Genomic DNA, 26,005 nt, shown 5'->3' on the forward strand with positions numbered 1-26,005 from the left:
ATGAGGGAAGAATCATCATCCACTAAAGGATTTATGATACTATCTATCGCTGGTATATTTGGAAAATTACTTTCAGCTTTTTATGTTCCTTTCTTAACTAGAATTATAGGCACCGATGGAATAGGAATGTATTCAAGAAGTTATGACATCTTTATGTTTGTTTACGCTATAACGAGTATGGGATGCCAACCGGCAGTTGCAAAGGTAGTAGCTGAACTAAGAGCTTTAGGAAATGAAAGAGATGCTATAAGAGCATTAAAAATTTCTAGAAAGTTGTACGGAATAATTGGAGGAACTTTAAGTGTACTATTATTATTAGTAGCTTATCCATTAACTAGGCTTGTAGAGATACCGAACTCTATGTTTGCAATAATGGCACTTGCACCTAGTATATTCTTTACAGCAATATTGTCTGCTTACAGAGGATACTTTCAAGGTAAAAATGAAATGACTGGGATTGCAGTATCTCAAATATTAGAACAAATATTAAATGTAGTTATAAGTTTAATATTTGCAGGTCTATTAGTTAATATAAGCGTTCCTATGGGAAGTGCTGGAGGTACTATTGGTACTTCAGTTGGTGCTATATTTGCTGTTTTTTACCTTATTTATATTTACGATAAGAAGAGATTTGAAGAGGAAGCATTAGTTTTAACAACGAGAGAAAGAAAAGTTTCTTCAAAAGCTATATCAAGAAAGTTAATAAGATATGCATTCCCAATAACACTAAGTGCTGGTATACAGAACTTTGGTGGTATGGTAGATATGATGAATGTTAACTTAAGATTGATTCATGCTGGACTTGCGGCGCAATCAGATGCTTTAAATGGACTTTTGTATCAATACAAAGTTCTGCTAGGAGTGCCGCTTATAATAGTTACAGCACTTACAACAATAGTTTTACCAGCGATATCTAAAGCTGCTATATTAAAGGATAGAAAAGCACTTAGAAGAAATTCTAACTTTGCTTTTAGAATAACCTTTATAATAACAATACCATCAGCAATAGGACTCGCAGTATTAAGTGATGATGTATATAAACTTTTATATAGAGGAACTGAAGGGTCATACCTTATGAAGTGGGGAGCTATTATACTTGTATTTATGGCGCTTGCACAAGTTCAAGGTGTAATACTTCAAGGGGTAAATAAGTTTTACCCAATGATAGCCTCTTTTGCTATTGGTATAGTATTTAAGATTGTAGCAAATTATATATTTGTTGGAATAAAATCTATAAATATAATGGGAGTATTAATAGGTAATTTATTATGCTTCGTAATACCAGTTGTATTGAATCACAGGATACTTAAGAAGAGTATAAAGGCAAAGATTCCTTTATTAAGAAATTGTATAAAACCACTAATATCAGCAATTGTTATGGCGATTGTAATAATTGTTTTAAAACAACCTATAATTATAATACAAAGTTTCTTAGGAGCAAATACAATAGTGATATTTATGTATACTTTAATATATACAGTATTACTAGTTGCAATAGGTGGATTCGTATATATTTATTCAATGGTCCTTTTAGGAGGAATAAGAAGATTAGATGTAGAGTCACTATCACCAAGAGTGTACGGAATGCTTCCAAGATTTATAAGAAAGAAATTACTATAAAAACAAGCTGTATCAATAACTTTAAAAGTATATTGATACAGCTTTATTTTATTATTTAATATTCTCCAAATTTTGAATAATAAATAAATGATATAAAAGTTAAAAAAATTATAAGTAAAATTTCTAATGTATTTAAAGGAAATAACACAGTTTTAATAAATATGTTTAAAATTAAAAAAGTTAATATAGCTAGTAAAATGAATATAACTACATTAGTTAAAGAAATATCTAAGTAGATTTCTTTTTTTACTTCATGAAGGTTTAAAATTAAACTGCAAATTGAAGTTATTAATAAAGTCAGGCTATACCCATATATATTTATACTTTTAAAAGATGTAAACACAAATAAGCAGACTAAGTCTATTAAGGCGATAATAAGACAATTTCTAACGATTATTCCTTGCTTATTTAAGCCGTTTAAAATTCCAAACATTGTTGATGCTGTGAAAAATATTGGAGCAGATATCGATGCCATAAAAATATAGCCACCTAAATCATCTCTTCCGTAAAATAGGTTACCAAGGTCCTTTGGTATTAATGAACAAATTACTGTTGTTGATAGTCCAAGTAAGAAAGCTAGCTTCATAACCTTCTTTATTCTTATTGATGCATCATAATTTTTACCTTTACTTAAACTTTGAGAAAGATCTGGAATAAGTAAGGTGTTAATAGATCCAACAACAATTAATGGAATACCAATTAAAGTTGTTGCCATACCAGTGTACTTTCCAATCATAGCTAAAGCTTCATTATATGCAAAGCCAGCTTCTATTAACCTCCGTGGCACTATGAGAGTTGATAATGTTGAAAAAATATTATTTAAAAACCCATTAATGCAAAGGGGTAATGAAATAATAAGAACATTAAAAAGAAGCTGAGCCCTACTTTCTGCAGGTTTAGTAGATTTAGGTAACTTAGATACACAACGCCTATAATAGAAAAACAACAAAATTAAACTTTGAAGTTCACCAATTGCAAGAGATACATATGCTAAAGTGACCAATGTAGTTAAATTATCTGTACTAAACGCATATACTAAAAGTGTTATTGTAACTATTCTCATAGCCTTCTCAAATATATCTATTAAAGCTGGTATTTTTATTTCTGATGTACCTAAAAAATAACCTTTTAAAATATTAGATAAAGCTATAAGAACCATAGCAGGACATGCCACCTTTATTGCATTTATCGTTCTTATATCATTTACTCCATGTTCACCTATTGTAGGAGCGAGAAAGAATACTAAAACACCGATAAATATTGCCCATATAACATTAAATATAGCAACAGAGTTAACAGTCTTAGTTAGATTGTTAGTTTCCCCTTTCTCGTGATAAACAGCAGATACGCGAGAGAGAGCTGCAACTACGCCAGCGGTCATAAGACAAATAAATAAATTATATATAGGCATTACTAAATTATAAAGCCCAATACCTTCAGCACCTAGAACTTTTGATAAATATATTGAAAAAGCAAAGCCTAATAAACCTGTAGTTATATTAGAAGCTGTTAGCAATATTGAGTTTCTAAAAAAATTATCTTTTGCCAAATTTAAATTCACCCCTTTATACTACAATAAATAATATTCATAAGAGTTATTATTTATACTGATTATTTCAATATATAAAATTATGAAATAAAAGGAATAAAGTATATACTATGTAAAATATAAATTTAATAAGTAGAGAGTTAAGTTGTTGGAGGGGGATATGAAAAAATTTATAAAGTTTTCTATACTTTCAATAGTAATAGTATCTGTAGCGCTTCTTATATATAAGTATTCAAATAGATATGATTTAAAGATTGAAAGTGAAGGTATAAAAAGTGATTTATTAATAAAAGGACTTGAAGAGTCACGATCTATATGTAATGGTGAAGGTTCAGATATTTATGTATCTTTCAAAAGTGAAATTCTAACTATAAATGAAAATAACAAAATAAATAAAGTTTATAAAGATGTTAAATTAGATATTGAGGACATGCTATATAAGAGAGGAAATCTTTATGTATTATCAAAAGATAAATTAATAGTATTTAATGAAGAAAATAAAGAAGGAAAGACTATATTAAAAGATATTCCGTATAAGGGTGAAAATTTAGAACGTAATCTTTTAGATAATAATGATAGCATCCTTATTTCAATTGGAGCAAATACTAATTCAGGAGTTTCTGAAAAGGGAGGAATAAATGATACATATCCTATAGATTTAATATTAAATGGTAATAATTTTGGTAAAGGGAATACTGGTGGATTTAAACCTTATGGAACAGAGGCAAAAGATGGAGAGAAGGTAGAAGGTAAGAAAATAGGCAATGCTTCTATAATATCTGTTGACTATAAAAGCTTTAAAACTTCGCTGTTTGCATCAGGGATACGTAATGTTAAAGGATTTGATTTAAATAGCAAAGGGGAAGTAGTTTCAATAGTTGGAGGAATGGAACCAGAAGGAACAAGGGGAGTTATAAGAGATTTTGATTATATATATAAAATAAATAAGGGGTTATGGTATGGGTGGCCAGACTTTAGTGGTGGAGATCCAATAAGTTCACCAAGATTTAGTGATGGAGAAAAAATAAAGCCAATAATAAAAAATAGTCCAGAGAAAAAGATTCCGACACCACTGTATCAACATAAAAATGTAAGTTCACTAGAGAGACTAGTCGTTGATAGGGAGGGAGAAATTCTAGAAAAAGATTCAATTATATTTTATGATAAGAAAGATACTAGCTTATATTCACTTAGTAGCAAAAGAGTGTTGAATAGGATAGTTGATTTTGGAGAGGAAAGTAAAATAAGTGATATTGAAATTATAGGTGATAAATGTTTAATTTTAGATAGTTATAAAGGTTATATTTATAGGATATATAAGGAAGAAAAAATATTGGGAGATAAAATACCATATAGCGTTATTGTTATAACTAGTATAATTATTTTAGCTTCAATAACTATATTAATTTATAAAGTGAAAATTAAGGGTAAATAGTATTAGAGCAGTTAGATTATTTTTAAATCTAACTGCTTATTCTTTATGTATATGTAAAATGATGGTAATATTAATATAGGTTATGTAAATATGGAGGGGTTAATATGAAAAAAACATTAATATTAAACTTAAAAGATGTAAAAATTAGTGGAGATATACTTGATATATCTAAAGAAGAAAATAATATAATAAGTAGATTAGTAGTAGAAGAAAATGATGAAATTGCAATAGACAGTGTAGAAGAGGAAAATGATGATTTAAATAATAAAAAATATGGAGTATGTACTTTCTTTTTTAATTTAAGTTCAATTTGGAATACTACTAAAAGAGAAATGTTAATAGAGGATGTTTATAATAAGTTACAAGATAACGCAGAAATATATATATGGGATATAAATAAAAATATTGGTGAATTTGTTGATAGTAAATTAAAGGTATTACTTCCAAAAGAAGAGATAAAGGAGTATAAAATTAAAAACAATAATTTAATTTCGTCCTCAAATGTAGAAGAATGCAAAAAAATCCTTGAAAAAAAATTCAAAATAGAAGAAACTAAGGTTTGGGAAGATATTTATTTCATTAAAGGAATAAAAATATAATCTTTAAGAGAGGAAGAATTTTATGAAAATATTACTTACAGCTATAAACTCTAAGTTTATTCATAGCAATCTAGCTGTTAGATATTTAAGGGCTTTTACTAAAGATATGCCTTATGAATGTGCAGTCAGAGAATTCTCAATTAATGATAGAGAAGAGAATATTTTAGAAGAGATAATAAAAGAAAAGCCAGATGTTGTAGCTTTTTCAACATATATATGGAATGTTGAGATGGTATCTAGACTATCAGAGCTTATTAAAAGAGTAGATAACAATATAGAGATTGTTTACGGAGGTCCTGAAGTTTCTTATGATAGTATGGTTTATTTAAAAGAAAATATAGGAGACTATGTAATAGAAGGTGAAGGGGAACAAACTTTTAGAGAGTTCGTTTCATATAAACTAGGAAAACTCGATATAAAAGAAATTAGAGGATTAGTTTATAAAGAAAATGGAGAAGTTAAATTTAATGGTAAAAGACCTCTTATGTCAATGGATGACTTAGTATTTCCATATGAAGAAGATGAAGATTTAGAAAACAAGATAGTATACTATGAAGCTTCAAGAGGATGTCCATTTAATTGCAAGTATTGTTTATCATCAACAGTACACGGTGTTAGATTTCATAGTATAGAAAGAGCCTTAAAAGAACTTGAGTATTTTATTAATAAGAAAGTTAGATTAGTTAAGTTTGTAGATAGAACATTTAACTGTAATCATAAATTTTCTATGGCTATATGGAAGTTCTTAATTGAAAGCAAAACAGATACCCAATTCCACTTTGAAATATCAGCAGATATATTAAAGGATGAGGAAATAGAGTTATTAAGAAATACTCAAGAAGGAAAATTCCAATTCGAAGTTGGAGTTCAAACAACAAATGATGATGTTTTAAGAAATATAAATAGATTTGTTAACTTTACTGATATAAAGGAAAAAGTTTGTGAATTATTATCAATAAGAAACATAAAGCAACATCTTGACTTAATTGCTGGACTTCCAGGAGAAAACTATGAGTCATTTAAAAGATCATTTAACGATGTTCATTCAATTAGACCGGAAGAAATTCAACTTGGATTTTTAAAGTTGCTTAAAGGTTCTTCAATGAGAGAAGAAGGGGATAATTACAGTATGAAATACTCACCGTACCCTCCATATGAAATATTAAGTACAGATATGATTTCATATGAAGAACTTGTTGATTTGAAGAAAGTTGAACATATGGTAGATAAGTATTATAATAGTCAAAAATTCAATAATATACTAAATTTCTTCTATCCTAAATATGAGAATAGCTTTGATTTCTTCCACAGTTTAGCTATGTTCTATGATAATAAAGGATACTTCAATAGAAATATTGGAAACAATGAATATTACAAGTTATTCTTAGATTTCAATAAAGAGGTTTTAAAGGGAGAAAATAATATATTAAGAGAAGTAATAAGATATGATTACTTATTGCATAATAAGAGAAGGGGAATACCTGAATATATAAAAGGTGATATAACAAAGGAAGAAGAAAGAGAATTAAAAGACGCTTTAAGAGAAATATATTCATTTAGAGATTATAGCGTAGAAAAATTCAATATTGATATATTACATTTTATAGAAAATGGTGAAATAGAGAGTGGAATAAAGTATGCATTACTAGATAACTCAAAAAACTTTAAATTTATCGATTTCAATGAAATAGACATTAACAAATAGATGTTTTATTCAAGTATACTTTTCAAAGTTTACACTTTAGAAACAAATGGACAGATTAAAATAAATAAAATTATTGAAATTATCCATAAAAAGTGTATAATTAGATTTATGAATTAAAAAGTAATTAATACTATATTAAGTATTAATTCATATATTATTATGCATTCAAGCACAAAGGTGGTGAGATTTTGGCATTAGAAGCAATTAAAGAAATCAAGAAAGCAGAAGCACAAGCAGAAGAAATGATAAGAAATGCTAATGCAGAAGCAAAGGATATCGTTCAAAAAGCTACCGTAGAAGCTACAGAGAATTATAATAAAGTTTTAGAAGGTGCTAAGAACAAATGCAATAGTATCGTAAGTGATGCTGTTGAAGAAGGAAATAAGCAAGCAGAACCTATCTTACTTAAGGGTAAGCAAGACGCCCAAGGAATATATAATATCGGGGAAGATAAGAGGGATAATGCTGTAAAATTAGTGATTGAGAGGATTGTGAAGATTCATGGCAATAGTTAAGATGAATAAATTCACTTTGCTAGCTTTTGAATCAAACAAGAATATTCTTTTAGAAAAACTTCAAGGTTTTTCAGAAGTAGAATTTATAAATCTTCAAAATGAAGACTATCTTGAAGATCATGAAGAACTTAAGGAATTAATGAAAGATTCTGTTGATTCAGAGTATGCAAAAAGTGAAGAAGATTTATCTAAAGTAAAGTTTACTTTAGAGTTCTTAAAGAAATACGTACCTCAAAAATCCGGTTTAAAAGCAATGCGTGAAGGTAAAAGAGCTTTAACACTTGAAGAGCTTAAAGTACAGGTTAATAGAAGTGCTTGGGAAGAGCTTTATGATAAGGTTAAGGAAAAAGACATTCAACTTGCAAATTTAGACAATGAAAAAACTAAACTAGAAGGTGAAATAGAAACTTTAAAGCCTTTAGAAGGATTAGATGTATCCTTTGAACAGCTTAAAGAAATTAAGACACCTTATTTTTTAGGAAGTGTTGCTAAGCAATACGAAAATGAACTAGTTAGTGGATTATCAAATGGATATTTAGAAATAATATCAAGAGATAATCAAGACATTCTCTTTTTAGCATTAGTTAATCAAGAGAATAAAGAAGAGATTGAAGAGGTCTTAAGAGGATTTGGATTCAGTCCATTCAAAACAGATAGAACTGAAACTCCAATTAAGGTTATCCATAATAATATGGATAGAATTGAAAAAATCGAAAGTGAAAAGTTCTTCATAAAAGAAGCACTATCAGCTTTAGATGAAGAAGTTAAATGTTTAGAACTTGCTTATGAGTATTATCATAATGAATATACAAGAAAGCTTGTAAATACTAACTTCTTAAAAACAAACAAAGTATCTTTAATACAAGGATGGCTTGCAGCTTCTGATAAAGAGGAATTATCAAGAATTGTTAAAGATACACTAGGAGAAGATTATTACCTTTCATTCGATGAAGTAAAAGATGAAGAAGTTGATAATGTTCCTATAAGATTACAAAATAATGATTTAAATAAATCATTTGAAAATATAACAGAGATGTACAGTCTACCAAAGTACAATGAAATAGACCCAACACCATTACTGTCACCATTCTTTTTAATATTCTTTGGAATGATGGTTGCAGATGCAGGATATGGTTTATTACTTTTAATAGGATCAATCATTGCAATTAAAGCATTTAACTTAGACGATTCACAAAATAGATTTGCTAAGTTCTTTATGTATTTAAGTATACCTACAATAATATTCGGATTTATTTATGGATCTTTCTTTGGAGATTTTATAAATCTAGATGGTGTAAGGTTAATAGATCCAAGTAAAGATGTTAATACAATACTTATTGCATCAATAGTATTTGGGGTAATCCAAATATTCTTCGGACTTGGAATAAAGGCATATGTCTTAATAAGAGACGGAAAGCCTCTAGATGCTGTATATGATGTAGGCTCATGGGTTGTTACATTAGTATCAATCGCAGCATTTGGTTTAGGAAGTGGAACAATAGCTACTTTCGGTAAATATGGAATGATTATCGGTATGATTGCAATTGTCTTAACACAAGGAAGACATATGAAATCAGCTGGTGGTAAATTAGGTCAAGGTTTATATGCTTTATATGGAATAACAGGATACGTTGGAGACTTAGTTTCATATACAAGACTTATGGCACTTGGACTTGCAGGTGGATCAATAGCAGGAGCGCTTAACCTTATTATAGGTATGTTCCCAACTGTTGCACTAATAATTATTGGACCTGTAGTATTTATTTTAGCCCATATATTCAATTTAGGGTTATCATTACTAGGTGGTTATGTTCATACATGTAGATTAGAATATGTTGAGTACTTCTCAAAATTCTATGAAGGTGGCGGAAGACCATTTGAACCATTTAAAACTTTAGATAAATTTATTAAAATTAAAAAATAAAAAAATTAATTAGAAGAAGTAGGAGGATTTCATCATGGAAATGAGTTGGATTAAGTTTTTCATAGAAAATAACGGAGGATTCATATTTGGAGCGTTAGGTATTGCATTAGCAGTAGGTTTATCAGGTATAGGATCAGCAAAAGGGGTTGGACTTGTTGGTGAAGCAGCAGCTGGACTAATGACAGAACAACCAGAAAAATTCGGTAAAGCACTAGTTCTTGAACTATTACCAGGTACACAAGGTTTATACGGATTCGTTATAGGTTTCTTAGTATTAAATCAATTAAGTGCACAAACAACATTCTCACAAGGTTTATATCTTTTATTCGCATGTTTACCAATCGGTATAGCTGGATTATGGTCAGGTATAGCACAAGGTAGAGCAGCAGCAGCTGGTATCCAAATATTAGCTAAAAAACCAGAACAAACAACAAAAGGTATCATCTTTGCAGCGATGGTTGAAACTTATGCACTATTAGGATTCGTTATTTCATTCTTATTAGTAAATAACTTATTTTAATTAGGATTGGGGAAGTGAAGCTATGTCAAACGTAAACAATCTAACTTCCAAAATCTTAAGTGATGCGGAAGAAAGAAAGGCAAGTATACTAAAAGAAGCTAATGAAGAAAAAGCTAAAATAGTTTCAAAAAAAGAAGCTATAGCACAATCTGAAGAAGCTACAATGGTAGAAAAAGCAAAGTCTGAAGCTAAGACTGCAAAAGAAAGAGTTGTTTCAGGAGCAGAGCTTAAAGCAAGAAATGAAAAGCTTACTGCAAAGCAAGCTATTATAGATAAAATATTCAAAGACAGTATAGAAGAACTATGCAAGATGTCTGATGAAGATATGAAAAATTTCATTAAAAATAAAATAGTTAATGCTGATATAATAGGTGATGAAACTATATTATTAAATGAAAAAGGTAGCAAGCTAGTTAATGGTGAGTTACTTAAAGAAATAAACAGTGAGCTTTCAGCAAAAGGCAAAAAAGGTGAGCTTACTATAAGCAAAGAGATAAGAGACTTTAAGGGTGGATTTATCTTAGAAAAGGGTGGCATAGAAATAAACAATACTTTTGAAGATTTAGTTAACTCTGAAAGAGATGACTTAGAATTCGAAGTAGCTAAAGTTTTATTTAATTAAGGAGGAGAGCAAATGAACTCAATGCAATTTACTCAAGTTATACCAAGACTTAGGGTATTAGAAACAAGACTCCTTGATAAAGCTAAAATCGATAGAATGATTGATGGAGATTCTGCAAATGAAGCACTTAAGGTGCTTCAAGAATCTGAGTATGCCGCTATTATGACTGGTGTTAAAAGACCAGAAGACTATGAAATGGTGCTTGCAAGAGAACTAAAAAGAGTTTATGAACTTATGTACGATGCATCACCAGAAAAATCATTAATAGATATAATGAGCATTAAATATGACTATCACAACATTAAAGTTATTTTAAAAGCAATGTTTTTAGGAAAAGACTTTAGTTATATGTTAATTCCAGTAGGAATGATAGACATACAAACATTAAAGCATAGTATTGAAAATAATAATCTAGGCGAACTAACAGAAGCTATGAAAGAGGGAATAACAAAGGCTAAAGAAGACTTTGAAGCAAATAAAGATCCTCAAAAAATAGATATTATATTAGATAATGCAATGTTTGAAGAAATGAAAGAAATCGCTAAAAAGATAAATGATAAGTTTGTCGATAAATACGTTAGAGCTTCTATTGATTCAACTAACATAAAAACTTTATTAAGAGTTAAAAAGCAAAATAAAGATAAAGATTTCTTAGAGGAAGTTATTATAAAAGGCGGAGAAATTGATAAAGATACTATCGTTTCAATGCTAAATGATGCTCCAGAAAATATATCTAACAAATTAGCATTTACAAACTACGGTGAAATGATAAGAACAGGAATCGAAGATTATTCAAAGACAGGGTCTACAAATCTTCTAGAGAAATTAGCTGATAACTACATCATGAATATGATGAAGGAAGCTAAATTCATTCCTTTTGGAGTTGAACCAGTATTAGCTTATGTTTATGCTAAAGAAACAGAAATAAAAATTGTTAGAATTATAATGGTTGGTAAACTCAACAATATTTCAGGGGAAGTAATTAGAGAAAGGCTGCGTGATATTTATGTATAAGAAAATCGGTGTAGTTGGCGACAAAGATTCAGTATTAGCTTTTAAAGCACTAGGAATAGATGTATTCCCAGTAGTTGAATCAGAAGAAGCAAGAAAAACTATAGATAGATTAGCAATGAAAGATTACGCAGTTATCTTTGTAACAGAACAAGTTGCAAAAGAGATCGAAGAAACTATTGAAAGATACAATAGAGTAACACTTCCAGCTGTAATATTAATTCCAAGTAATCAAGGATCATTAAATATAGGAATGCAAAGAATCAGCGATAATGTAGAAAAAGCTGTTGGCGTTAATATCTTATAGGAAGGTAGGTTTTGTAACGTGAAGACCGGAAAAATAATAAAAGTTTCAGGACCTTTAGTAGTTGCTGAAGGAATGGAAGAAGCTAACATATTTGACGTATGTAAAGTTGGAGAAAAAGGTCTTATCGGAGAAATCATAGAAATGAGAGACGATAAGGCATCTATACAGGTATATGAAGAAACATCAGGAATAGGACCTGGAGACCCAGTTGTAACAACTGGAGAACCTCTAAGTGTTGAACTTGGACCAGGACTTATAGAATCAATGTTTGATGGAATACAAAGACCACTTGATGCTTTCATGAAAGCAGCAAAGTCAGACTTCTTAACAAAGGGAGTATCTGTTAAATCATTAGACAGAGAAAGAGTTTGGGCTTTTGAAGCAACTGTTAAAGTTGGAGATGAAGTTTCAGAAGGAGACGTTATTGGAACTGTTCAAGAAACTCCAGTAGTTCTTCATAAAGTAATGGTACCTTTCGGAGTTAAAGGTAAAATTACAGATATAAAGAGCGGAGAATTCAAAGTTGAAGATATAGTTTGTACTATAGAGACTGAAAAAGGACTTAAAGAAGTTTCAATGCTACAAAAATGGCCAGTAAGAAAGGGAAGACCTTATGCAAATAAATTAAACCCAGTTGCGCCATTAACTACAGGACAAAGAGTTATAGATACATTCTTCCCAGTTGTAAAGGGTGGAGCTGCAGCCGTTCCAGGGCCATTCGGAGCTGGTAAAACAGTTGTTCAACACCAAGTTGCTAAGTGGGGAGATGCTGAAATAGTTGTTTATGTTGGATGTGGAGAGCGTGGAAATGAAATGACAGACGTTCTAAACGAGTTCCCAGAACTTAAAGACCCAAAAACAGGTCAAAGTTTAATGAAGAGAACAGTTCTTATAGCAAACACATCAAATATGCCAGTTGCAGCTAGAGAAGCTTCAATATACACTGGTATCACAATAGCTGAATACTTCAGAGATATGGGATACTCAGTAGCTATCATGGCTGACTCAACATCAAGATGGGCAGAAGCATTAAGAGAAATGTCAGGTAGACTTGAAGAAATGCCTGGTGACGAAGGTTACCCAGCTTATCTTGGATCAAGACTTGCAGATTACTACGAAAGAGCTGGTAAAGTTGTTTGTCTTGGAAATGATGGAAGAGAAGGCGCTGTTACAGCAATCGGTGCGGTATCACCTCCAGGAGGAGATATTTCAGAGCCAGTTACTCAATCAACTTTAAGAATAGTTAAAGTTTTCTGGGGACTAGATGCACAGCTTGCTTACCAAAGACATTTCCCATCAATTAACTGGTTAAACTCATATTCATTATATGCAGATAGAATCGGTAAATGGATGGATGAAGAAGTTGCTGGAGATTGGTCAGAGCTAAGAATAGAAGCTATGGCACTATTACAAGAAGAAGCAAACTTACAAGAAATCGTAAGACTTGTTGGTATTGATGCCCTTTCAGAAGGGGATAGATTAAAGCTTGAAATTGCTAAGTCAATAAGAGAAGATTACCTTCAACAAAATGCTTTCCATGAAGTTGATACTTATACTTCATTAGAAAAACAACATAAAATGTTAAAGTTAATACTTCAATTTAAGAAAGAAGCAGATAGAGCTTTAGAAGCTGGAGTATATTTAGATAAGATTTTATCACAAGATGTAATCAGAGATAGAATTGCAAGAGCTAAGTATATACCAGAGGAAGAAATTTCAAAGATTGACCAAATCGGTGTTGATTTAACAGCTGATATGGATAAGTTAATCAGCGAAGGAGGGGCTTTCTAGATGCTTAAAGAGTATAGAACAGTTACAGAAGTTGTAGGACCATTAATGGCCGTTGACGGTGTTAGTGGAGTTAAATACGACGAATTAGTTGAAATAGAATTACAAACTGGAGAAAAGAGAAGAGGTAAAGTACTTGAAGTTAACGGATCAACTGCAATGGTACAAATCTTCGAAGGTTCTTCAGGAATTAACTTAAAAGGAACTAAAGCAAAATTCTTAGGAAGACCACTTGAACTTGGTGTTTCAGAAGATATGCTTGGAAGAGTCTTTGATGGTATGGGAAGACCAAACGATAATGGTCCAAAGATAATACCTGAAAAAAGACTTGATATTAATGGAGAAGCTATAAATCCAGTTGCAAGAGATTTCCCATCAGAATTCATTCAAACAGGAATATCTGCAATTGATGGACTTAACACTTTAGTTAGAGGACAAAAGCTACCAGTTTTCTCTGGTGCTGGACTTCCACATGCTGAACTTGCAGCTCAAATTGCAAGACAAGCGAAAGTTTTAAATTCAGATTCAAAATTCGCAGTTGTATTTGCAGCGATTGGTATCACTTTCGAAGAAGCGCAATTCTTCGTTGATGAATTCAAATCAACAGGTGCTATAGATAGATCAGTTCTATTTATGAACCTTGCTTCAGATCCAGCTATCGAAAGAATAGCAACTCCAAGAATGGCATTAACTACTGCTGAATATTTAGCATATGAAAAAGGAATGCACGTTCTTGTTATTATGACAGATATCACAAACTACGCAGAAGCTTTAAGAGAAGTTTCAGCTGCTAGAAAAGAAGTTCCAGGTAGAAGAGGATATCCAGGATACCTATATACTGACCTTTCAACATTATATGAAAGAGCAGGAAGACTTAGAGGTAAAGAAGGATCAATCACTCAAATTCCAATACTTACAATGCCTGAAGATGATAAGACACATCCAATTCCAGATTTAACTGGATATATTACAGAAGGACAAATAATACTTTCAAGAGAACTTTATAAAAAAGGTATTATGCCTCCAATAGATGTACTTCCATCACTTTCAAGACTTAAAGATAAAGGTATAGGTAAAGGAAAGACAAGAGAAGACCACGCTGACACAATGAACCAATTATTCTCAGCATATGCTCAAGGTAAGCAAGCAAAAGAATTATCAGCTATCTTAGGAGAATCAGCTCTTTCAGATACAGATAAGGCATTTGCTAAATTTGCAGAAGCTTTTGAAAATGAATATGTTTCACAAGGATTTACTGCAAATAGAACAATCGAAGAAACACTAAACTTAGGATGGAAGCTACTTAAGTTACTTCCAAAGACTGAGCTTAAGAGAATCAGAGATGAATATATTGAAAAATATATGCCAAGAGAGGAAGAATAGGCTATGGCTAGATTGAACGTGAATCCTACAAGAATGGAACTCACAAAGCTGAAAAAGAGATTAGCAACAGCTACTAGAGGTCATAAGCTTTTAAAAGATAAGCAAGATGAGTTAATGAGACAATTCATTAACTTAGTTAAATATAATAACTCATTAAGAAAAGATGTTGAAGATGAACTTCAAGGATCTTTAAAGGACTTCGTTATGGCAAGAGCCGTAATGAGTTCAGAGTTTTTAGAAGAAGCTATTGCTTATCCAAAAGAAAGCATCTCAGTAGAGGTTGGAAACAAGAACATCATGAGTGTTAATGTTCCAGTTATGAACTTTAAAAGACAGCTTGAAGGAGATGAAGGTAGTATCTTCCCATACGGATTTGCAAATACATCATCAGAATTAGATGGTGCAATAACAAAGCTTTATGGAATATTACCAAAGCTTTTAGAATTAGCTGAAGTAGAAAAGTCTTGTCAACTTATGGCAGACGAAATAGAAAAGACTAGAAGAAGAGTTAATGCTCTTGAATATATGACAATTCCTCAACTTCAAGAAACTATCAAGTACATAAGAATGAAACTTGATGAAAATGAAAGAAGTGCTTTAACAAGACTTATGAAAGTAAAGAGCATGATAGAGCAAAGAGGATAGTTTTAAAAAGTGTACCTTGACACATGACAAGGTGCACTTTTTTTATACATAAAGCTTAAAAGAAAATTAAAATTAAGTCATTACAATTGATAATGTAATAGTTTAATAGTATAATTCTAGTAGGTTAGAATGTAGGAGAAAGAATATATGAATTATTTTATAGACTTTGTAATTTCCTTTGTAGTCGTTACAATTCTTACACCATTACTTATGAAGTTATCTCATAAGATAGGGTTTACAGATAAACCGACTAAAAGAAAGAAACATAAGAAGATAACTCCACTTTCTGGAGGACTAGGAATGTTTATAGGATTTTTTACTGTTCTATATATAAGGAATGGTAAATTTGATAATGAAATGATGTGGATCTTCATAGGAGCCATATTAATAGTATGTATAGGCCTTGTAGATGATTATTATAAATCAGTAGGAAAAGAATTTCCTATATTGCCAAGACTTATAATACAAATATTGGCTGCTGTTATAGTCTTTAAAGCAGGAGTTGCATTTAATGGTTTTACTAATCCTTTTACAGGAGTATATGTAGAACTAAATGAATTTTTAAAATTTGTACTTAGTGTAACTTGGATATTTGGAGTTACAACAGTTATAAACTGGTCAGACGGAATGGACGGCTTAGCTGGAAGTATATCACTTGTATCATCTGGTACATTTTTTATAGCCGCAATTATTTTGGGCCAACAGTACTCAGCAACTACATCAATTATACTTGCAGGTGCTATTGGAGGATTTTTAGTATTTAATAAATATCCAGCAAAAGTGTTCATGGGGGATTCAGGTGCAAATTTCTTAGGCTTTATACTTAGTATAATAGCTTTAGATGGTGCTTTTAAGCAAGCAACAGTACTTAGCTTAATGTTGCCAATATTAGCGCTAGCAGTACCTATATTTGATAATCTTTTTGTTATATTTAAAAGATTCAATGAAGGAAAGCCGGTATATCAAGCTGACAGAAGTCAAATGCATTTCAGATTAGAAGAAAAGGGTTTAACTAAACCTCAAATAGTACATTTAATAGTTGGAATAAGTATAATTTGTTCATTTTTATCAATTGTATTATTATTCTATAATCATCCATAGAGAAAAAGAGTAGCTTTTAGCTACTCTTTTTTGTTTGACTTTTTATACATTATTTGGTAGTATGTATAAAACAAAAGGGGGCGATTTTATGTTAAAAGGAAATAAAGTGAAGCTTAGAGCTTATTGTGAAGAAGATATAGAAAGAGTTGTAGGCTTTATAAACGATGAAGAAGTTAAGAAGTTTTTGTGTATTGAAACACCTTTTCCAATGACAAAATGGGAAGAGGTCGAGTGGATTAAAAGTAGAAAAGCTACTAAAGAACAAACTTATGACTTTGCAATTGAAGAGTTAGAAAATGGTAAAGTAATTGGTGGATGCAGTATTAATGAAAGTAGTATTAAAAATAGAAACTGCGTAATTGGTATTATGATTGGGGATAAAAATTATTGGGGAAAAGGGTATGGTTTTGACGCATTATCAATACTTATAAAATTTATATTTGAAGAGTGTAATATGGAAAAGATTAAACTTAGTGTTTTTGAATTAAACCCTAGAGCTAAAGCTTGTTATAAGAAGTTAGGATTTAAGGAAGAAGGAATACTTAAAAATGAAATATATCGAGAAGGAAAATATTATGATGTAACTTTAATGGCTATATTCAAAGAAGATTATTTTAAAAATAGAAATTAGAATATATTTACAAAAGTTTAAGTTTAATATATAATAATATACAACAATTGGAAATCTTATCAAGAGTGGTGGAGGGACTGGCCCTATGAAACCCAGCAACCTATATAAAATGTGGTGCTAATTCCAGACAGATAAGGATATAAATTTGAGATTATAAGTCTTAGGTATTATCCTAAGACTTTTTTTTATAAAAAAGGGGGCTATTTATGAATATTAGAGAGATTTTTAATGAAAAAAAATTAGTATTATCTTTTGAAGTATTTCCACCAAAGAGTACTTCGCCTGTTAAGAGTATTTATACAGCGTTGAATGAACTTAGCAGTTTAAGACCAGATTTTATTAGTGTAACCTATGGGGCAGGTGGAAGTCTTACAAATAATAAGACTTCTGAAATTTCATCATTAATAAAAAATGTGTACAATATTGAGGCATTAGCACATTTAACATGTATATCTTCGAGAAAAGAGGATATAGATATTATTACAGAACATTTAGAACTTGAAGGAGTATCAAATATTTTAGCTTTAAGAGGAGATGGGGAGTCTAATCTTAATATAGATTATAAATATGCAACAGAACTTATTGATTATATTAGGGAAAAGAATAAGTTTAATATAATTTCTGCATGTTATCCTGAAGGTCATATAGAAAATAAAGGATTAGAAGAAGAAATAATGAATATGAAAAGAAAAGTTTCATCTGGAACTACAAGTTTTATATCACAATTATTTTTTGATAATAATCTATACTATAACTTTTTAGAGAAAACAAGAAATAATGGAATTGAAGTTCCTATTCAAGCTGGTATTATGCCAGTTATCAATAAGAAACAAATTGATAGAATATCTTCTATGTGTGGGGCGAGCATTCCAACTAAATTTAGAAAGATAATGGAGAAGTATGAGTATAACAGCGAAGCATTAAGAGAAGCTGGTATTGCATACGCTGTAGAGCAAATAATTGATTTGGCATCAAGTGGGGTTGATGGGATACATCTTTATACAATGAATAATCCATATGTAGCAAGAAGGATTAAAGAAAATGTAGATATAATAATAAAATCAATAAATGAAGAGGGGGAAACTATAGCATGAAGAAAGTTGAGAGTTTTGAATTAGATCATAGAAAGGTTAAGGCGCCGTATATAAGAAGATGTGCACACTTAGAAGGAGTGGAAGGTAATTCTATAAGTAAGTTTGATATTAGATTTCTTCAGCCTAACGAAGAAGCATTTGGTACAGCAGCTATGCATGCATTAGAGCATATTTTAGCTTATAATGTAAGAGGGTTTTTAGATGGAGTAATTGACATTTCACCAATGGGATGTAGAACAGGATTCTATTTAATTGTTTGGGGAGATAGAGATTGCACAGAAGTTAAGGCGGCTGTCGAAAAAGTTCTAGAAATTGTTATAGAATCAACTGATGTTCCAGCTAATAATGAAGTGCAATGTGGAAATTACAAAGATCTTTCTTTATTTGGTGCAAAGGAATATGCAAAGGAAATATTAAAGAAAGGTTTTTCTTTAAATATATATGGACAATAATGTGAGTTTAAACATTGATGAAAATGAAGTTCTTCGCTATTTAGGATACAAAGGCCAAGTAATAGGAGAAGAACTTCTTCTAAAAATAAGAAGTACAATAGAAGAGGGAAAGAAACTTATTAAACCCAAGATTATATATAAAGAGTATGATATAAATAGCCTAGATAAAGGAATAGAAGTTATTGGAACTACATTAGTTTTAGAGGGGAAAGATATAAAAAACCTTTTGAAAGAGTGTAATAGATGTGTATTAATGGCGGCAACTATTGGAAATTATATAGAAAAGAAAATAAGGTTTTATGAGAAGATAGACCTTACAAGAGCATTGATTTTAGATGCTGTTTCTACTACTGCAGTTGAATGTTTATGTGATAGTGTATGTACTTCAATTGAAGATTCTTTAATTAAAGATAATTTAGAACTCACTTTTAGGTATAGCCCTGGATATGGAGACTTGAATTTAAACATTCAAAGAGATTTTATAAATGTTTTAAATGGATCTAAAGAAATTGGAGTTAATGTTTCAAAACATATGATATTATTTCCTAGGAAATCTGTAACTGCTATAGTTGGAATAAGAAGAAAATTAGGAGAAAAGGCTAAAAAAAGTTGTATTAATTGCGGAAACTACGAAATTTGCTTATATAGAAAAGAGGAGAATGCTTGTGGATGTACGAGAATATGTTAAAGAAAATATAGTAGTATTTGATGGTGCTATGGGAACTATGCTTCAAGATTTAGGAGTTAAGCTTGGAGAAAATATGGAAAAGCTTAATATTACAGAAAGTGAAAAGATAAGAGATATACATAAACAGTATATAAAGAGTGGTGCGAGTGTTATTACAACTAATACTTTCGGCGCTAATGAAATTAAATTAGAAAATACAGTATATTCAGTTGAAGAAATAATAGATAAGGCAGTCTTAATTGCTAAGGAAGCAAGAGGAAATAATAAATGTTACATTGCGTTGGATATAGGTCCTATTGGAGAGTTATTAGAACCTATGGGAACATTAAGTTTTGAAAAGGCGATTAATATATTTAAAAGACAAATAATTCAAGGTGTAAAGTCTGGTGTAGATTTAATATTAATTGAAACTATGACAGATCTTTATGAAATGAAAGCTGCAATAATTGCAGCAAAAGAAGTTTGTGATTTACCTATATTCGCAAGTATGACATTTGAAGAGGATGGTAGAACATTTACTGGATGTCTTCCTGAAAGTATGGCTATAACATTAGAAGCTTTAGGTGTGGATGCAGTAGGAATTAATTGCTCACTAGGACCTAAAGAACTTAGTAATATAGCTAAAAAAGTAATAAACAATACTAATCTACCAGTAATACTTCAGCCAAATGCAGGCCTTCCCAAAATTGTTGATGGAAAAGCAGTTTACAATATAAGTAAAGAAGAATTTAAGAAAGAAGTTGAGAAGTTAGTTAATATTGGTGTATCAATTATAGGAGGGTGTTGTGGGACAACTCCCGATTTTATTAAAGAGCTTAATAAAATTAAGAAAAATAAAAAAAGAGTTTTAAGGAATGAAGTTAGTATTTATGCAGTTACTTCACCATCAAAAGTTGTATATATAGACGAAGTTAGAGTAATTGGAGAGCGAATAAATCCAACAGGTAAAAAATTATTTAAAAAGGCTCTTATTGATAGGGATATGGACTATATATTAAAGCAAGCTATAGAACAAGTAGAAGGTGGAGCTGAAATATTAGATGTTAATGTTGGACTTCCAGAAATAAACGAAGAGGAAATTATGGAAAGTGCAATAAAAGAAATTCAAGGAATATTAGACATTCCACTTCAAATTGATTCAGGAAAGAGTAAAGTGATAGAGAAAGGACTTAGAGTGTATAATGGTAAGCCTATAGTTAACTCTGTAACTGGAGAAATTAAAGTTCTAGATAGAGTACTTCCTCTAGTTAAGAAGTATGGAGGAGCTGTTGTAGGGCTTACATTAGATAATAGAGGAATACCAAGCAGTGCAGAAGAAAGATATGAAATAGCAAATACAATTGTAACTAAAGCTATAGAGTATGGAATAAAGAGAGAAGACGTATATATAGATTGTTTAACATTAACAGTATCAGCGCAGCAAGAAGATGTAATGGAAACACTTAAAGCTGTAAAATTAGTTAAAGATAGGCTTAATGTTAAAACTCTTTTAGGAGTATCAAATATATCTTTTGGACTTCCAAATAGAGACTTGATAAATGAAACATTTCTAGCATTAGCATTAAATTCAGGGCTGGATCTTCCGATAATGAATCCTAATAAAGAGGGGATGATGAACGTTATTAATTCATTTAAAGTCCTAAACAATAATGATAAAAAAGCTAAATGTTTTATAGAGAAGTATGGAAATAAAAAGATTGAAAGAGTTATAGTACAAGATGAGAAACCTAAGACTGAAAATAATGATGAAGAATCATTACAAAATTCTATAATAAAGGGGCTTAAAAACAGTACTAAAAAGTATACTGAGGAGCTACTTAAAAGCAAAAGTGAACTTGAAATAGTTAATGAATACTTAATACCAGCATTAGATAAGGTAGCAGAAAAGTATGAGAGTGGAGAAATATTTCTTCCTCAATTAATTCAATCTGCAGAAACTGTGAAAGTGTCTTTTGATATTATTAAGGAGCGATTAATTAATAGCAATATTACAGGAGTTTGTAAGGGGGATATATTACTAGCTACAGTTAAGGGGGATGTACACGATATAGGTAAAAATATAGTTAAAGTTATTTTAGAAAATTACGGATATAACATTTTAGATTTAGGTAAAGATGTTCCTATTGAAAAAGTTGTAAATGAAGCTATAAAAAATAATATTAAGCTTGTTGGATTAAGTGCACTTATGACAACAACAATAAAGTCAATGGAGGATACAATTGCCCAGTTAAAAAAAGCAGGATATAAAGGTAAAATAATGGTTGGTGGAGCTGTTTTAACTAAGGATTATTCTGAAAAAATAGGGGCAGATTATTACTCTAAAGATGCAAAAATGAGTGTTGAGATCGCTAAGGAAATATTCGACAATTAAATAGAACATGTAAAAATAGGGTGTATTTTTAGTATAAATACACCCTATTCTTAATATTAATTATAATTATCTGAATATTTTATAATTAAATTCTTAATACTTTTCAACAAATATTTACATGGACAATCTTTTATGATATTTTTAATACTCAAGGGGATAAAGGAAATAAAACTACTTAATGAGGGGATTTTAGATGGGAAAGAATAATAAAAATAAAATAAAATTTTGTATGTTTGTAATTATAGTTTCAGTTTGTATATTTACATTAGTTGAAAACTGGAGTATTTTGAGTAATTTAGATACGGATAAAATAGCTTCTTTTATAAAAGAGAGGGGAATATTTTCATCTGTTTTATATTTACTATTCTTTATAGTAAAACCATTTTTCGTAATTATACCAACAAACATAATTGCCATAGCAGGTGGCACAATGTTTGGACCAATAAGAGGTTTTTTACTAACGATGGCAGGTTTTTTCATTTCAGGAACTGTAGCTTTTTTTGTAGCTAGATACTTAGGTAGAGATTTTGTAGAAGGAATAATTGGTAAGAAATTTATAAAGTTAGAAGATAATATGGAGAAAAACGGTTTTAAAATATTATTTCTATTAAGATTACCACCAATTTTACCATATGATCCATTAAGTTATGCCTGTGGATTAACTAAAATAAAGTATAAAGATTTTATTCTAGCATCACTTTTAGGAGTAATACCAGAGACTGCATGTTATTCTGTATTAGGTAAAAGCTTTAGTAATCCTTTTTCTATAGAATTTTTATTACCAATCGGTATTTTAATGATTGGTGTAATATCCTCTAAATTTTTAATAAAATCAAAAAAGCAAACTGAAGTACCAGCAGAGTAATATAAACATAACGGTTAATATATAGTGCTATATCAATTTATTTTGATATGGCACTTTTTTAATTTATTTCATAATAATAAAATATATGTTAAAGTAATGTTCAAATTCTAAAATGAAATAGCATTTCCTTTATATGGTATAATATTAATTATGAAAGATTATAATAAAGCAGGGGGAGAGGACAATGTTTATAGAGATTAATAAAAAACTTAGAGAGTATAAAGACAGTATAATTTTAAAAGAATCTTTAGAAGATAAGCTTAAAAAGTTGGAAGAAACGCTAAACTTAAAAAAGAAAGAACAAAGATATTTAAAAAGCTTGCTAGATAAAGAGGAAAAGTCAGTTAAACGTTTAGAAAATCTATCTATTTACAAATTAATAGCAACTGTTTTAAGGAATAAGAATAGAAAGATTAAAAAGGAAGAAGAGGATTATATTATTTCTAAAATACAGTATGAAGAATGTCTTTCAATGATACATGGTTATGAAAAAGAATATAATAGTATCAAATCTAGAATTAATAGTTTAGGAGATATAGAGGACAAGTATAACAAACTTTTAGAAGATAAGTATAATTTAATTAGACAAGATTGTGTAGACAATATTAAAATACTTCAAATTGAAAAAGATAGAAATGCATTGATGAAAGAAAAGATAGAATTAGATGAAGCAATTAGAGAAGGTAGAAAGTGTATAACTTTAGTTAATAAAATAATAAGCAATTTAGAAAGTGCAGAAAAATTCGGAACTTATGATATTATAGGTGGAGGATTTTTATCTTCAACAGTTAAGTACAGTAGAATTGACGATGCTGAAAATGAACTAAGAGGTCTTATTTATACTATTGATAAATTTAAGAAAGAAATTTCAGATGTTAAAATAATGCTTCCAGAAAGTATATTAGAGATAGATAAATTTACCTATACATTAGACGTAATTTTTGATAATGTTTTTTCTGATATATCAGTACAAAGAAAAATAAAATCATCCATAAAAAATATAAAAAATTTAAAAAGTAAGATAGTAGAAGTGAATTACTTGTTAGAAGATAAAAACTCAGATATAAATGATAATATATCTGAATTAAACTTTAAACTTAGTGAAATAATTGAAAATATATAAAGGTCTTATTTTTAATCTTACATAAATGAAAGACTCCAGTAATGTTAATAAATATGTTCTTTTTGTAGTTGAATCTATAATAGGGACATAGAGTTAATAAATTAATTGGAGGCGATTACTAATGAGAAATATTTTGTTTAATGAGGGAAAGATAATTGAAGGAATTTTAATTTTAATATTTTTGATTACAGTAAGTTTCGGCTGCTTTATATATAAATATAAATTAGATAATAGATCATTAAATAGCAAAGTAGATTCAATAAGAAATGGGAAAAATTATATAAAGATTGAAAATATAGATAGCAAATTTTTAAATTCAATGGTTGCAATTGAAGACCATAGATTTTATTCACATGGCGCTGTTGATTTTATATCAATTGTTAGAGCAACTGTTAATAATATAAAAGCTGGAAAAGTAGTACAAGGTGGTAGTACAATAACACAACAATTAGCTAAAAATATGTGTCTTTCAAATGAGAGAAGTTTTAAAAGAAAATTTAAAGAGTTATTTTTAGCAGTAGAACTTGAAAGAAAATACTCAAAGAAAGAATTATTAGAGCTATATGTAAATGTAATAAATTTTGGAGATGGATATGTGGGAATAGGTGAGGCTTCAGAAGGATACTTTGGTAAAAAAGCAAGTAACTTAAATTTTGATCAAGCAACAATACTAGCTGGATTACCACAAGCACCTAGTCGTTATGCACTTAGTAACAATAATGGACTTGCAAAAAAGAGACAAAAACAAGTTATAAATGCGTTAGAGAGATATAATGGAGTAAAAGAAAAAGATACAGTAGTTGCTTTAGAAGTTTCATATAAAACTACAAATTAATAAGCAGAACTTATGGCCCACATAATATATACGTATATATTGTGTGGGCTTAGTCTATGATATAATATTACTAAGGGTAATATTATTGGAAATAGGTATATGGGGTGGTATTATGGTTAAAGATTACTTAGAACTTACTGTAGATGAAAAAGATAAAACGTTATTATTTATAGATAGAAATAATGGAAGTATTTCTTTATCAGAGATGGATAGAATGTTTAAAAGTAAAGTTTATGGCTATGGAAAAGGAATACTAATTTTAGAACAAAATAATAAAGTAATTGGAATTGGAAGAATAGTATTACAAGAGATTAAAATTACAGGAATAGCATATATACATTTTTTAGATATATTAGAAGATTTAGATGATACAAAAGAAGTAATAAAAGAATTAATTAATGAATGTTTTACAAAAGCTGAGGAACATAAGGCAAAGAAAATACTTCTTGGGTTTAGAAAAAGAGAAACAACCGAAATGCTTCATGAAATTGGATTTGATGCAGATTATGAGGCTAAGATTATGACTTTAAATGATAGAGAAAAAAGAGAAGATATATTAAATATTGAAGAGATAAATGAAAATAATATAAAAGAATATATTAAGCTATATAATGAATCCTTTAATAATATGCCTCATGGGGCGTCATTAGATGAAGAAGAAGCAAATGGCTTTTTAAATGAGAGCAATACTTGCAATAAATATTTTATAGTTTCTAATTCAAAAGAAAATATAGGAGTTTTAAATACTACTATAGAAGATAACGAAGGTACTTTTGATATAGGTCTAAGTAGTAGATTTAGAGGAAAAGGATATGGAAAGAGATTATTAGAAACGGCAATTGATTATTTAAACGAGAAAAAAATACCAAATATTTATTTGGTTGTTATTGAAACAAATAAAATTGCTTATAATATGTATAAGAAAAGAGGTTTTGAGCAACAAAAAGTACTCAGTTATTGGATAAAATTAAAATAATAAAAAAAGTAGTACATTTTTTAATAAAATCGAATATAATTATATAGTAAATCTCTTTGCACTGCATATAAATCTACAGTACAAACTGATCAGGCCATAAATTTTTATTTATGGAGCCGGGCCAAATAGGCAACAGGAATATTATATACCTGTGGGACAGTAAAATGTTCTACGGGTATTTTTTTATCTAAGAACATTTATTGTAACTATCTATTCTTATGCATTGACATAGAGCTATCAAAATAA

General features: G+C 29.7%; 24 protein-coding genes and 2 riboswitches. Of the genes, 23 read left to right on the top strand and 1 reads right to left on the bottom strand.

Annotated elements, in window-relative coordinates; all coding sequences use genetic code 11:
* On the top strand, positions 1-1,620 hold the full coding sequence (locus tag RSF37_RS04050) for a putative polysaccharide biosynthesis protein (protein WP_332563110.1): 1,620 nt from the start codon (positions 1-3) through the stop codon (positions 1,618-1,620).
* A 55-nt stretch (positions 1,621-1,675) separates the two neighbouring features.
* Here the strand turns inward: RSF37_RS04050 and spoVB are convergent, their stop codons facing one another.
* Positions 1,676-3,169, bottom strand: coding sequence for a stage V sporulation protein B (spoVB, locus tag RSF37_RS04055; protein ID WP_332563111.1), 1,494 nt, complete (start codon positions 3,167-3,169; stop codon positions 1,676-1,678).
* 160 nt (positions 3,170-3,329) lie between these two features.
* Here spoVB and RSF37_RS04060 point away from each other — a divergent pair, with 160 nt between their 5' ends.
* The 22 genes from RSF37_RS04060 (at position 3,330) to RSF37_RS04165 (ending at position 25,759) form a co-directional block, all read left to right on the top strand.
* The gene (locus tag RSF37_RS04060; protein WP_332563112.1) at positions 3,330-4,604 is read left to right on the top strand and encodes a hypothetical protein; all 1,275 of its coding nucleotides are present in this window, start codon (positions 3,330-3,332) and stop codon (positions 4,602-4,604) included.
* 104 nt (positions 4,605-4,708) lie between these two features.
* Positions 4,709-5,203: a hypothetical protein gene (locus tag RSF37_RS04065; protein WP_332563113.1), complete on the top strand. Its 495-nt coding sequence runs from the start codon at positions 4,709-4,711 to the stop codon at positions 5,201-5,203.
* 22 nt (positions 5,204-5,225) lie between these two features.
* A complete protein-coding gene (locus tag RSF37_RS04070; protein WP_332563114.1) occupies positions 5,226-6,908 on the top strand; it encodes a B12-binding domain-containing radical SAM protein in 1,683 nt (560 codons plus the stop codon).
* Between the two features lie 188 nt (positions 6,909-7,096).
* Complete coding sequence (locus RSF37_RS04075) at positions 7,097-7,423, top strand: ATPase (protein ID WP_332563115.1); 327 nt, start codon at positions 7,097-7,099, stop codon at positions 7,421-7,423.
* A complete protein-coding gene (locus tag RSF37_RS04080; protein WP_332563116.1) occupies positions 7,410-9,347 on the top strand; it encodes a V-type ATP synthase subunit I in 1,938 nt (645 codons plus the stop codon). The genes RSF37_RS04075 and RSF37_RS04080 overlap by 14 nt, the downstream gene beginning before the upstream one ends.
* 34 nt (positions 9,348-9,381) lie before the next feature.
* Positions 9,382-9,867 (top strand): V-type ATP synthase subunit K, encoded by a 486-nt coding sequence (locus RSF37_RS04085; protein WP_332563117.1) that lies wholly within the window; start codon positions 9,382-9,384, stop codon positions 9,865-9,867.
* 22 nt (positions 9,868-9,889) lie between these two features.
* On the top strand, positions 9,890-10,489 hold the full coding sequence (locus tag RSF37_RS04090) for a V-type ATP synthase subunit E (protein WP_332563118.1): 600 nt from the start codon (positions 9,890-9,892) through the stop codon (positions 10,487-10,489).
* A gap of 12 nt (positions 10,490-10,501) precedes the next feature.
* Positions 10,502-11,503: a V-type ATP synthase subunit C gene (locus RSF37_RS04095; RefSeq protein ID WP_332563119.1), complete on the top strand. Its 1,002-nt coding sequence runs from the start codon at positions 10,502-10,504 to the stop codon at positions 11,501-11,503.
* Complete coding sequence (locus RSF37_RS04100; protein WP_332563153.1) at positions 11,496-11,807, top strand: V-type ATP synthase subunit F; 312 nt, start codon at positions 11,496-11,498, stop codon at positions 11,805-11,807. The genes RSF37_RS04095 and RSF37_RS04100 overlap by 8 nt, the downstream gene beginning before the upstream one ends.
* 18 nt (positions 11,808-11,825) lie before the next feature.
* Positions 11,826-13,598 (top strand): V-type ATP synthase subunit A, encoded by a 1,773-nt coding sequence (locus tag RSF37_RS04105; protein ID WP_332563120.1) that lies wholly within the window; start codon positions 11,826-11,828, stop codon positions 13,596-13,598.
* Entirely contained in the window at positions 13,599-14,978 is a 1,380-nt protein-coding gene (locus tag RSF37_RS04110; protein WP_332563121.1) for a V-type ATP synthase subunit B, read from the top strand.
* A gap of 3 nt (positions 14,979-14,981) precedes the next feature.
* Positions 14,982-15,623, top strand: coding sequence for a V-type ATP synthase subunit D (locus RSF37_RS04115; protein WP_332563122.1), 642 nt, complete (start codon positions 14,982-14,984; stop codon positions 15,621-15,623).
* A gap of 147 nt (positions 15,624-15,770) precedes the next feature.
* A complete protein-coding gene (locus RSF37_RS04120) occupies positions 15,771-16,724 on the top strand; it encodes an MraY family glycosyltransferase (protein ID WP_332563123.1) in 954 nt (317 codons plus the stop codon).
* A gap of 88 nt (positions 16,725-16,812) precedes the next feature.
* Positions 16,813-17,355: a GNAT family N-acetyltransferase gene (locus RSF37_RS04125; protein ID WP_332563124.1), complete on the top strand. Its 543-nt coding sequence runs from the start codon at positions 16,813-16,815 to the stop codon at positions 17,353-17,355.
* Between the two features lie 53 nt (positions 17,356-17,408).
* A riboswitch (SAM riboswitch) is annotated at positions 17,409-17,493 on the top strand.
* 68 nt (positions 17,494-17,561) lie between these two features.
* Positions 17,562-18,449, top strand: a complete 888-nt coding sequence (metF, locus tag RSF37_RS04130; protein WP_332563125.1) for a methylenetetrahydrofolate reductase [NAD(P)H] — start codon at positions 17,562-17,564, stop codon at positions 18,447-18,449.
* Positions 18,446-18,901, top strand: coding sequence for an S-ribosylhomocysteine lyase (locus RSF37_RS04135; RefSeq protein WP_332563126.1), 456 nt, complete (start codon positions 18,446-18,448; stop codon positions 18,899-18,901). Before metF ends, RSF37_RS04135 begins: the two co-directional genes overlap by 4 nt.
* A gap of 1 nt (position 18,902) precedes the next feature.
* A complete protein-coding gene (locus RSF37_RS04140; RefSeq protein WP_332563127.1) occupies positions 18,903-19,589 on the top strand; it encodes a methionine synthase in 687 nt (228 codons plus the stop codon).
* Positions 19,567-21,960, top strand: a complete 2,394-nt coding sequence (locus RSF37_RS04145) for a homocysteine S-methyltransferase family protein (RefSeq protein WP_332563128.1) — start codon at positions 19,567-19,569, stop codon at positions 21,958-21,960. The genes RSF37_RS04140 and RSF37_RS04145 overlap by 23 nt, the downstream gene beginning before the upstream one ends.
* Before the next feature lie 193 nt (positions 21,961-22,153).
* The gene (locus RSF37_RS04150) at positions 22,154-22,825 is read left to right on the top strand and encodes a TVP38/TMEM64 family protein (protein ID WP_332563129.1); all 672 of its coding nucleotides are present in this window, start codon (positions 22,154-22,156) and stop codon (positions 22,823-22,825) included.
* A gap of 184 nt (positions 22,826-23,009) precedes the next feature.
* Entirely contained in the window at positions 23,010-23,948 is a 939-nt protein-coding gene (locus tag RSF37_RS04155) for a hypothetical protein (protein WP_332563130.1), read from the top strand.
* A gap of 121 nt (positions 23,949-24,069) precedes the next feature.
* Complete coding sequence (locus tag RSF37_RS04160) at positions 24,070-24,783, top strand: biosynthetic peptidoglycan transglycosylase (protein ID WP_332563131.1); 714 nt, start codon at positions 24,070-24,072, stop codon at positions 24,781-24,783.
* Positions 24,784-24,895: 112 nt separating this feature from the next.
* A complete protein-coding gene (locus tag RSF37_RS04165) occupies positions 24,896-25,759 on the top strand; it encodes a GNAT family N-acetyltransferase (protein ID WP_332563132.1) in 864 nt (287 codons plus the stop codon).
* A 75-nt stretch (positions 25,760-25,834) separates the two neighbouring features.
* Positions 25,835-25,921: riboswitch (NiCo riboswitch) on the top strand.
* Positions 25,922-26,005 lie beyond the last annotated feature (84 nt).

This window comes from Clostridium sp., from assembly GCF_036643715.1.
Lineage (GTDB): Bacteria > Bacillota > Clostridia > Clostridiales > Clostridiaceae > Clostridium.

Coding starts and splice junctions, on each gene's coding strand:
- RSF37_RS04050 (WP_332563110.1), top strand. CDS start 1: ATGAGGGAAGAATCATCATCCACTAAAGGATTTATGATACTATCTATC.
- RSF37_RS04060 (WP_332563112.1), top strand. CDS start 3,330: ATGAAAAAATTTATAAAGTTTTCTATACTTTCAATAGTAATAGTATCT.
- RSF37_RS04065 (WP_332563113.1), top strand. CDS start 4,709: ATGAAAAAAACATTAATATTAAACTTAAAAGATGTAAAAATTAGTGGA.
- RSF37_RS04070 (WP_332563114.1), top strand. CDS start 5,226: ATGAAAATATTACTTACAGCTATAAACTCTAAGTTTATTCATAGCAAT.
- RSF37_RS04080 (WP_332563116.1), top strand. CDS start 7,410: ATGGCAATAGTTAAGATGAATAAATTCACTTTGCTAGCTTTTGAATCA.
- RSF37_RS04085 (WP_332563117.1), top strand. CDS start 9,382: ATGGAAATGAGTTGGATTAAGTTTTTCATAGAAAATAACGGAGGATTC.
- RSF37_RS04090 (WP_332563118.1), top strand. CDS start 9,890: ATGTCAAACGTAAACAATCTAACTTCCAAAATCTTAAGTGATGCGGAA.
- RSF37_RS04095 (WP_332563119.1), top strand. CDS start 10,502: ATGAACTCAATGCAATTTACTCAAGTTATACCAAGACTTAGGGTATTA.
- RSF37_RS04100 (WP_332563153.1), top strand. CDS start 11,496: ATGTATAAGAAAATCGGTGTAGTTGGCGACAAAGATTCAGTATTAGCT.
- RSF37_RS04110 (WP_332563121.1), top strand. CDS start 13,599: ATGCTTAAAGAGTATAGAACAGTTACAGAAGTTGTAGGACCATTAATG.
- RSF37_RS04115 (WP_332563122.1), top strand. CDS start 14,982: ATGGCTAGATTGAACGTGAATCCTACAAGAATGGAACTCACAAAGCTG.
- RSF37_RS04120 (WP_332563123.1), top strand. CDS start 15,771: ATGAATTATTTTATAGACTTTGTAATTTCCTTTGTAGTCGTTACAATT.
- RSF37_RS04125 (WP_332563124.1), top strand. CDS start 16,813: ATGTTAAAAGGAAATAAAGTGAAGCTTAGAGCTTATTGTGAAGAAGAT.
- metF (WP_332563125.1), top strand. CDS start 17,562: ATGAATATTAGAGAGATTTTTAATGAAAAAAAATTAGTATTATCTTTT.
- RSF37_RS04135 (WP_332563126.1), top strand. CDS start 18,446: ATGAAGAAAGTTGAGAGTTTTGAATTAGATCATAGAAAGGTTAAGGCG.
- RSF37_RS04150 (WP_332563129.1), top strand. CDS start 22,154: ATGGGAAAGAATAATAAAAATAAAATAAAATTTTGTATGTTTGTAATT.
- RSF37_RS04155 (WP_332563130.1), top strand. CDS start 23,010: ATGTTTATAGAGATTAATAAAAAACTTAGAGAGTATAAAGACAGTATA.
- RSF37_RS04160 (WP_332563131.1), top strand. CDS start 24,070: ATGAGAAATATTTTGTTTAATGAGGGAAAGATAATTGAAGGAATTTTA.
- RSF37_RS04165 (WP_332563132.1), top strand. CDS start 24,896: ATGGTTAAAGATTACTTAGAACTTACTGTAGATGAAAAAGATAAAACG.